General features: G+C 72.4%; 9 protein-coding genes. 2 read left to right on the top strand and 7 right to left on the bottom strand.

Annotation, left to right across the window (positions count from 1 at the left end):
- Positions 1–19 precede the first annotated feature (19 nt).
- Both recX and recA read right to left on the bottom strand, forming a co-directional pair.
- Entirely contained in the window at positions 20–811 is a 792-nt protein-coding gene (recX, locus tag KMS84_RS36550; protein WP_256920850.1) for a recombination regulator RecX, read from the bottom strand.
- Between the two features lie 3 nt (positions 812–814).
- Positions 815–1,942 carry a recombinase RecA gene (recA, locus tag KMS84_RS36545; RefSeq protein WP_256920849.1) on the bottom strand — a complete coding sequence of 376 codons (1,128 nt, stop codon included), beginning with the start codon at positions 1,940–1,942 and terminating at the stop codon, positions 815–817.
- A gap of 414 nt (positions 1,943–2,356) precedes the next feature.
- Between recA and KMS84_RS36540 the strand changes: the two genes are divergently transcribed.
- Positions 2,357–3,181, top strand: a complete 825-nt coding sequence (locus tag KMS84_RS36540) for a hypothetical protein (protein ID WP_256920848.1) — start codon at positions 2,357–2,359, stop codon at positions 3,179–3,181.
- Positions 3,182–3,277: 96 nt separating this feature from the next.
- Here the strand turns inward: KMS84_RS36540 and KMS84_RS36535 are convergent, their stop codons facing one another.
- Together KMS84_RS36535 and KMS84_RS36530 are read right to left on the bottom strand one after the other, a co-directional pair.
- The gene (locus KMS84_RS36535) at positions 3,278–4,546 is read right to left on the bottom strand and encodes an AI-2E family transporter (RefSeq protein WP_256920847.1); all 1,269 of its coding nucleotides are present in this window, start codon (positions 4,544–4,546) and stop codon (positions 3,278–3,280) included.
- A 60-nt stretch (positions 4,547–4,606) separates the two neighbouring features.
- On the bottom strand, positions 4,607–4,801 hold the full coding sequence (locus KMS84_RS36530) for a DUF3046 domain-containing protein (protein ID WP_256920846.1): 195 nt from the start codon (positions 4,799–4,801) through the stop codon (positions 4,607–4,609).
- A 78-nt stretch (positions 4,802–4,879) separates the two neighbouring features.
- On the opposite strand from KMS84_RS36530, the gene KMS84_RS36525 reads away from it, so the two are divergent.
- Positions 4,880–5,824: a hypothetical protein gene (locus tag KMS84_RS36525; RefSeq protein WP_256920845.1), complete on the top strand. Its 945-nt coding sequence runs from the start codon at positions 4,880–4,882 to the stop codon at positions 5,822–5,824.
- A 58-nt stretch (positions 5,825–5,882) separates the two neighbouring features.
- Here KMS84_RS36525 and KMS84_RS36520 read toward each other — a convergent pair whose 3' ends face one another.
- From KMS84_RS36520 to KMS84_RS36510, 3 genes are read right to left on the bottom strand one after another with little or no spacing between them, the layout of a single operon-like run.
- Entirely contained in the window at positions 5,883–6,191 is a 309-nt protein-coding gene (locus tag KMS84_RS36520) for an AzlD domain-containing protein (RefSeq protein ID WP_256920844.1), read from the bottom strand.
- Positions 6,188–7,012 carry an AzlC family ABC transporter permease gene (locus KMS84_RS36515; protein WP_256920851.1) on the bottom strand — a complete coding sequence of 275 codons (825 nt, stop codon included), beginning with the start codon at positions 7,010–7,012 and terminating at the stop codon, positions 6,188–6,190. Before KMS84_RS36515 ends, KMS84_RS36520 begins: the two co-directional genes overlap by 4 nt.
- On the bottom strand, positions 6,907–7,941 hold the full coding sequence (locus KMS84_RS36510; protein WP_256920843.1) for an AraC family transcriptional regulator: 1,035 nt from the start codon (positions 7,939–7,941) through the stop codon (positions 6,907–6,909). Before KMS84_RS36510 ends, KMS84_RS36515 begins: the two co-directional genes overlap by 106 nt.
- Between the last annotated feature and the right edge of the window lie 91 nt (positions 7,942–8,032).

Here is an 8,032-nt window from a genome sequence, read left to right as displayed (position 1 = left end):
CGCCCCACCCTCCCCGGGTTCAGAACTCGTCGCTCTCCAGGAGCTCCGTGTCCTCGCCCTCTTCTTCCAACGCCTGGCGGACCACCCGCAGGGCCATGCCCTCGGGGTAGCCCTTGCGTGCGAGCATGCCGGCCAGGCGGCGCAGCCGTCTGTCGCGGTCGAGTCCGCGGGTCGATCGCAGTTTGCGGGCGACGAGCTCGCGCGCCGTCTCCTCCTCCTGCTCGGAGTCGAGCCGGCCGACGGCCTCGTCGATCAGCTCCGAGTCGACCCCCTTGGTCCGTAGCTCCCGGGCGAGGGCGCGCCGGGCCAGGCCCCTGCCGTGGTGGCGGGACTCCACCCAGGCGTCCGCGAAGGCGCTGTCGTTGATCAGCCCGACTTCCTCGAACCGCGAGAGCACCTCCTCCGCCACGTCGTCCGGGATCTCTCGTTTGCGCAGCGCGTCCGCGAGTTGCTTGCGCGTGCGCGGGGTCCCGGTGAGCAGGCGCAGACAGATCGCCCGTGCCCGCTCAGCCGGGTCCCCTGAAGACGCCCCCTGCTCGGCCCTCGACGAGGAAGAGTCGCCTTCGTTCTCGGCGGACGGTTCTCCGGAGCCACGCCGACGGCGTCCACGCCCGCCGCGTGGACCGCCTTCACCGCCGCGTCCCGCCCGGCCGCCCCGGGGCCGGGCGTCGCCGTCCGCCCCCTCGCTCCGGCTCCGGTCGCCCTGCGGCCGGTCGGCGCCGTCCTGGGCAAGGCCGCCGTCGACCCCGCTCTCCTCCTCACGGGGGATGCCGGGGTGGACGTACTCGGCCCAGTCGGTTCGTCGTGTCACGGATCAGCTCTTGGCAGCCGCGGCCTTGGTCTTGGCGGTCTTGGCGGCGGTGGCCGGCACCGCCTTGGCGGCGTCGTCCGACGTGCCGGCAGCCGCGGCGGCGTCCGGGCCCGGTTCGGCGGCGGGCTCTTCGGGACGCACGCCGACGCCCAGCTTCTCCTTGATCTTCTTCTCGATCTCGTTGGCGAGATCGGGGTTGTCCTTCAGGAAGTTACGGGCGTTCTCCTTGCCCTGGCCGAGCTGATCGCCCTCGTACGTGTACCAGGCGCCCGCCTTGCGGACGAAGCCGTTCTCCACGCCCATGTCGATCAGACCGCCCTCGCGGCTGATGCCCTGCCCGTAGAGGATGTCGAACTCGGCCTGCTTGAAGGGCGGCGCGACCTTGTTCTTGACGACCTTGACGCGGGTGCGGTTGCCGACCGCGTCCGTGCCGTCCTTCAGGGTCTCGATGCGGCGGATGTCGAGGCGCACCGAGGCGTAGAACTTCAGCGCCCGGCCACCGGTCGTGGTCTCCGGGGAGCCGAACATGACGCCGATCTTCTCGCGGAGCTGGTTGATGAAGATCGCGGTGGTCTTGGACTGGTTGAGCGCGCTGGTGATCTTCCGGAGCGCCTGGCTCATCAGACGGGCCTGGAGACCGACGTGGCTGTCGCCCATCTCGCCCTCGATCTCCGCACGCGGCACGAGTGCGGCGACGGAGTCGATGACGATCAGGTCGAGGGCGCCGGAGCGGACCAGCATGTCCACGATCTCGAGGGCCTGCTCGCCGTTGTCGGGCTGGGAGAGGATCAGGTTGTCGATGTCGACGCCGAGCTTCTTGGCGTACTCGGGGTCGAGGGCGTGCTCCGCGTCCACGAAGGCGACCTGGCCGCCGGCCTTCTGCGCGTTCGCCACGGCGTGCAGCGTCAGCGTCGTCTTACCGGAGGACTCCGGGCCGTACACCTCGACCACGCGGCCGCGCGGCAGGCCGCCGACGCCGAGGGCGACGTCGAGTGCGGTCGATCCGGTGGGGATGACCTCGATGGGCTCGTTCGGGCGCTCGCCGAGCCGCATCACGGCGCCCTTGCCGAATTGCCGTTCAATCTGTGCGAGTGCGGCATCCAGAGCCTTCTCGCGGTCGGTTCCTGCCATGGGTTCCACCCGATTTGCTTGAGTCGATCGCTTCACGTCAAAGACGCTAACGCCTGCCACTGACAATGCGCCTCGACGCCGGTTCGGCCTGTGGATAACTCATGCGCTTACCGTCCCAAACAGGGACAGAACACTCGCGTTGAGCCTTGCCGGAGCCTCCATCAGAATGGATGTTCGATTTTCGTGTCAAGCGCACCATGCGGCACCACCGAGGCTACGTTCCCCGGCAGCCGAAGCCCCGGACCCCCGGCTGGTCCCGCGCCGCCGGGACTCCGAGACCCCGGGCCCCCGGTGGTCCCGCGCCGCCGAAGACCCGGACCCGCCGGCTGCCACCTCAGGTTGCTCCCCCGGGCGTACCGCGGGTGTCTCCGCACGGACGACGACGGGATGGGGCGCTGCCGGGAGGCTCGGCACATGGACCTGGACGAGCAGAAGAGCAGGGCGTCCCTCGCCGAGAGCGGCCCGGCCGTCACGAACCCGCCGCCGGACCCCGTGCACGGGTACGAGCCCGCCGCCTACCGCCGCTACCGGGCGGTCGCGCTCTTGCTGATCCTCTCCGGCCTCTTCCACCTCGGGGTGTTCGCCGTCGACGGCGGTCCGTGGAACGGCCCCGTCTCCTGGCGCAAGCCCGTCACCTTCGGGTTGTCCTTCGGGGTGACGCTTCTGGCGGTCGTCCAGGTCACCTCGTACCTGTGGATGCGACGGCGGCTGCGCACCGCGCTGCTCGGGGTCCTCGCCGCCGACTGCGTGGTGGAGGTGGCGGGCATCACCCTCCAGGCCTGGCGCGGGGCGCCCTCGCACCTGGACATGGAGACGCCCTTCGACACGGCGGTGTCCATGACGCTCGCGGTCGGCGGCGGCGTCCTGGTGGTCCTGCTCGCCGTGTTCGCCGCGATCTCCTTCCGGCGCCGGCCCGCGGGGCCGGCCGGGATGGCGCTCGCCGTGCGCTCCGGCTTCGCGATCCTGCTCGTGGCGCTCGCCTCGGGCGCGGCGATGATCGCGCGCGGTGTCGTGCTCACCCGCACCGGCCACCAGGAGGCCGCCTACAGCTCGACGGCGCCGCTCAAGCCTCTGCACGGGGTCAGCCTGCACGCCGTCCTGGTGCTGCCCGCGCTGGCCTGGTTGCTGTCCCGCACGTCCTGGAGCGAGACGGCGCGCGTGCGGATCGTGGTCGCGGCGGTGGGCTGCTACGCGATCGCGGTCGCCGCGGCCGGGGTGTGGGCCGTCCGCACGTACTGAGCGCCGGCGCACTCGTGTGCGCGACCTCCTCGGCAAGGTCAGCTCCGGCAGGGACCTCCGGGGCCCGGGCCCCGCGTCACGGGTGGGCCCCTTCGCTCAGTTCGGCCCGCCGGATCCCCGCCGCGGGCTCCTCGTCCGGTCCCGGCCCCGCGCCCACAGGCCGCGCGCGCGGGTGAGCGCTCCCGGCGTCTCGCCGCGGTCCCGGTGGCCGTGGACCCGGGGATCGTCCATGACGGTGTAGCGCTTGACGTACGCGCCGAGGAACGCCTGGAGGGTGGCGACCGCCGGGATGGCGATCAGCGCCCCTATGGCGCCCAGGAGCGCGGTGCCGGCGATGACGGAGCCGAAGGCGACGGCGGGGTGGATGTCCACGGTCTTCGACGTCAGCTTGGGCTGCACCATGTAGTTCTCGAACTGCTGGTAGACCACGACGAAGATCAGCACCCACAGCGCGTACAGGGGCGAGACCGTGAAGGCGATCAGCATGGGCAGGGCGCCCGCGAGATAGGTGCCGATGGTGGGGATGAACTGCGAGACCACGCCCACCCACACGGCGAGCACGGGCGCGTACGGGATGCCGAGGGCTTGCAGCAGCACGTAGTGCGCGACGCCGGAGATCAGCGCCATCAGGCCGCGCGAGTAGAGGTAGCCGCCGGTCTTGTCGACGGCGATCTCCCAGGCGCGCAGCACCTCCGCCTGCTTGGCGGGCGGCAGGACGGAGCACAGGGCGCGGCGCAACCGGGGTCCGTCGGCGGCGAAGTAGAACGAGAACAGGGCGATCGTCAGCAACTGGAAGAGACCGCCGAGGACCTGGGTGGAGACGTCCAGGACGCCCGCGGCGCTGTTCTGGGCGTACTTCTTCAGCCAGTTGGAGTGGAGCAGGCCTTCTTGGATGTCCACGCGCCGGAGTTCGGTGTGGAACGTGGTGTTGACCCAGTTGATCACCGAGTCCAGGTACTCGGGGAAGCCCTCGATCATCTTGATGATCTGTCCGGCGAGCATCGAGCCGAGCAGGGCGAAGAAGCCCGCCACGACGATCAACAGGCCGAAGAAGACCAGGAAGGTGGCGAGCCCCCTGCGCATCCCCCGGGCGGCCATCCGGCTGACCGCCGGTTCTATCGCGAGTGCCAGGAAGAACGCGATGAGGACGTTGAGCAGCAGACCGACGAGCTGGTGGAAGGCCCAGGTGCCCAGCTGGAACGCGCCGATCAGCGCGAGAGCGAGCACCATGGCGCGCGGGAGCCAGCGCGGCATGCGCGCCGCGGGCCCGGCCTCGCCCTGGTTCGGGGGCGGTTGCGGGGGCGGCGTCGTGCCGGGCGGGGATGCGTTCCGGGCGGTGCGCCCGGTCTCGTCAGTGGGTGCCACGGTGCAAGTCTCGCCTACGCCACCGACAGCCGGGGAGCCGCATGGCGTCCTCGCCCGAGGTCAGCGCATCTCCTGGGGAACGTTCATCACCAGGCACACCACGCGCCACACGTCCTTGGCGTCCCAGCCGTCCGCCAGCGCCTGGTGCACCGTTCTACCGCCGAGCTCCGTCATCACGTGATCGCGCGCGAAGGTTTCGGCGTACCCCGTGCCGAAGTGCTCGTCCATTCGCTGCCAGAAGACCGTCAACCGCATGACACCAGTATCCCGCGCGTGGGGGTGGCCCTCGGCGGGACCGCCTGTCGAGACCGCTTTCCGCCCTACGGTCTGAGCATGGCCGAAACCGGAGCATCCCCACTCCCCCCGACGCCCCCGGCGCACTCCCCGCTCTTCCGCGCCGAGCACTTCGTCTGGCTGACCGCGCGCGTGCTGGAACAGCGCGTCTTCGCGCACGACTTCCTCAACGGCGCCGCCGATCCCGTCGAGGCCGCCCTCGACGCCTACCGCAACGAGGACGGCGGATACGGCCATGCGCTGGAACCCGATCTGCGCGGTCCCGTCAGCCAGCCGCTGCACACCGCGCGCGCCCTGGGGGTCCTGGACTCCATCGGACGACTGAACGGGCGGCGCGTGGAGCGCGTCTGCGCGTATCTCACGTCCGTCTCCACACGGGACGGCGCGCTGCCGGCGATCCATCCCAGTCAGCGCGGCTACCCGGCGGCGCCCTTCATCCCGATCGTGGACGACCCGCCCAGCGAGCTGTTGTCCACCGGGCCCGTGGTCGGTCTGCTGCACCGCAACGACGTGTGGCACGCCTGGCTGTTCAGGGCGACGGATTTCTGCTGGCAGGCGGTGGACTCCCTGGAGCGGTCCCATCCCTACGAGGTCGAGGCCGCCGTGGCCTTCCTGGACTCCGCTCCCGACCGCCCGCGCGCGCAGGCGGCCGCCGACCGGCTGGGCCGGCTGGTGCGCGACCACCGGCTCGTCGCGCTGGAGCCCGACCGCCTCGACAGGTATCCGGTCGCCCCCGGCTACGCCCCGGGAGAGCATCACTTCCCGTACGACTTCGCGCGCACTCCGCAGTCGCTCGCGCGCGCGTGGTTCACCGACGAGGAGATGGCCCGCTCCCTGGACCACCTCGCGGACGCGCAGCAGAAGGACGGCGGCTGGCCCGTCCGCTGGCGTCAATGGGCGCCCGGCACGGCGCTGGAGGCACGGCCCATGGTGACGATCGAGGCGCTTCGCACCCTGCGGGCGTACGGCCGCGCCGTCGACTGACCGCGGGCTCGCCGGGCTCCGTCCACCACGCCGGCATGCTGTCGCCGTTTCCCGCCGCTCACCCGCCCAGGGCCCGGACGCCCGCCGTGACCGCCATCGCGGCGGCGACCACCAGCAGGAAGGGTGCGCGCAGGACGAGGGCGACGACGGCTGCGGCCAGCCCCGCGGCCCGCGCGTCCAGGACGAGGGCGCGGCCGTCCGCGAAGGTCTGCTGGGCCGTGAGGGCGGCGAGCAGGGCGACGGGGAGCAGGGCCGCGAAGCGCCTGACGAGGGGCCGCTCCAGGAGCCCGGCGGGGACGAGCAGTCCGGCGAGCTTGACGGCGTAGCAGCCGAGCGCTGTCGCACCGATCGCGATCCAGGTGTTCAACGTTCCTCCTTCTGTGCCTGACCGGAGTCGTCCCGGCCGGACGGCTTCCGGCCGGAGCGGCCGGACGTCTCGCGGTCGGCCGCCTCGGACGCCTCTGGAGCGGGCGCCTTCCGGTCAGGCGTCTGTCGGCCGGCCGCGCGCCGTCCTTCGACGTAGAGCACGGCCGGCGCGGCGAACGCGGCCGCCAGCACGGGCACTCCGGCGGGCAGCACCGGCAGCAGGCCGAGTCCGAGGAGCACCGCGAGGCCGGCGACGGCCCGCTCGACGGCGGTCTTCAGCATGGGGGCGAGCAGCGCCACGAAGACGGCCGGGCCGGCGACGTCGAGTCCCCAGGCATCGGTGTCGCCCAGGGCCTCGGCGCCGAGCGCGCCGAGCAGGGTGGTGAGGTTCCACAGGACGTACAGGGTCAGTCCGGTGACGGCGAAGCCGAGGCGTGCGGCGCGGCGTCCCCGCTGGGCCAGCGAGACCGCCGCCGTCTCGTCGATCACCCAGTGGGCGGCGAAGGGGCGCACCGCGCGCGGGAGGGCCAGCGACTGTGACAGACGCAGCCCGTAGAACGTGTTGCGCACGCCCAGGAAGAAGGCGCCCGCGGCCGCCGTCAGCGGGTTGCCGCCCACGGCCAGCGCTCCGACCAGCGCGAACTGGGACGCGCCGGTGAACACCAGGAGGCTCAGCGCGCAGGTCTGCCACACGGTGAGCCCGCTGCCCGCCGAGGTCACCCCGAAGGCGAACCCGGAGAGTCCGACGGCGATGCCGACGGCGAGGGCGTCCCGTACGACGGCGCCGTCCGGTCTTCCCTCCGCGTCTGCTCGGATGTCCAGGGGCGCCGCGTCCGTGTGAGCCGCTTCGGTGTGGGCTGCGTCGGTGTGAGCTGTCTGTTCTGCCACGGCTCCGACGGTAGGGGGGTGGACCCCACCGGGTCTTGTACGTTCTTGCGCTCACGCTGGTAGGCGCCCGGGGGGACTCCCACGATGCGGGCGAAGTGACGGTTGAGGTGGGGCTGGTCGGTGAAGCCGACCGCGACGGCCGCCTCGGCGGGCGCTGTGCCCGCGTCCAGCAGCCGGCGTGCGCGCCGCACCCGCGCGTCGGTCAGCCAGGCGTGGGGCGGCAGCCCGTAGGCGTCCCGGAAGGCCCGCAGCAGGGCGAACGAGCCGGTGCCCAGGTCCTCGGCCAGCTGCTCCAGCGTCGGCGGATCGACCAGCCGGTCCTCGAGCGCGGCACGCGCGCGGGCGGCGATCCGGGCTCCGGCCGACCGGATCTCCCGCTGCGGCAGCGGTCCGCCGTTGAGACGCAGCAACCGTGTCACCGCCACCCGCAGCAGCGTGTCGGCGGCCAGCGCGTTGCCCTCCTCGGCGGCCCGGAGCACCTGATGGACGAGCGCGGCGGCACAGGGGTCGTCGAGCACGGGGCGGACGAAGCCCGGGGCTCCGCGCAGGGTCGTCGTCTCGGCCGCGATCTCGGCCACGACGTCGGGCGAGGGGTACACGGCCCCGTAGCGCCATCCCTCCGGCACGCCGGCCCGTCCGGTGTGCGGGGTGTCCGGGTTGACCAGCGCGAGCGCTCCCGGACCGGCGTACTGGTCGGCTCCGCGGTGGGCGAAGACCTCCACCCCTTCGGCGATGGCGGCGATCACGAAGTGCTCGTGGGTGTGCCGCACGAAGGTCTTGCGGACATAGCGGGCGCGCAGCAGGTCGACGTCGGGCAGCTCGGCATACCGCCAGTGCCGTGCCCGCTCGCCCGAATCCGCCATACCCCCATTCTCCGCGACGGCCCGGACATCCCCCCGCCGGCCTTCTTTCCCCCGACCTCGCTCCCGGCCCCTTCCCCCGCCCGCCTCCGCA

Origin of the sequence: Streptomyces hilarionis, from assembly GCF_024539675.1 — a bacterium.
Classification (GTDB): Bacteria; Actinomycetota; Actinomycetes; order Streptomycetales; family Streptomycetaceae; genus Streptomyces; species Streptomyces hilarionis.
This window is presented reverse-complemented; position numbering and strand designations above follow the sequence as displayed.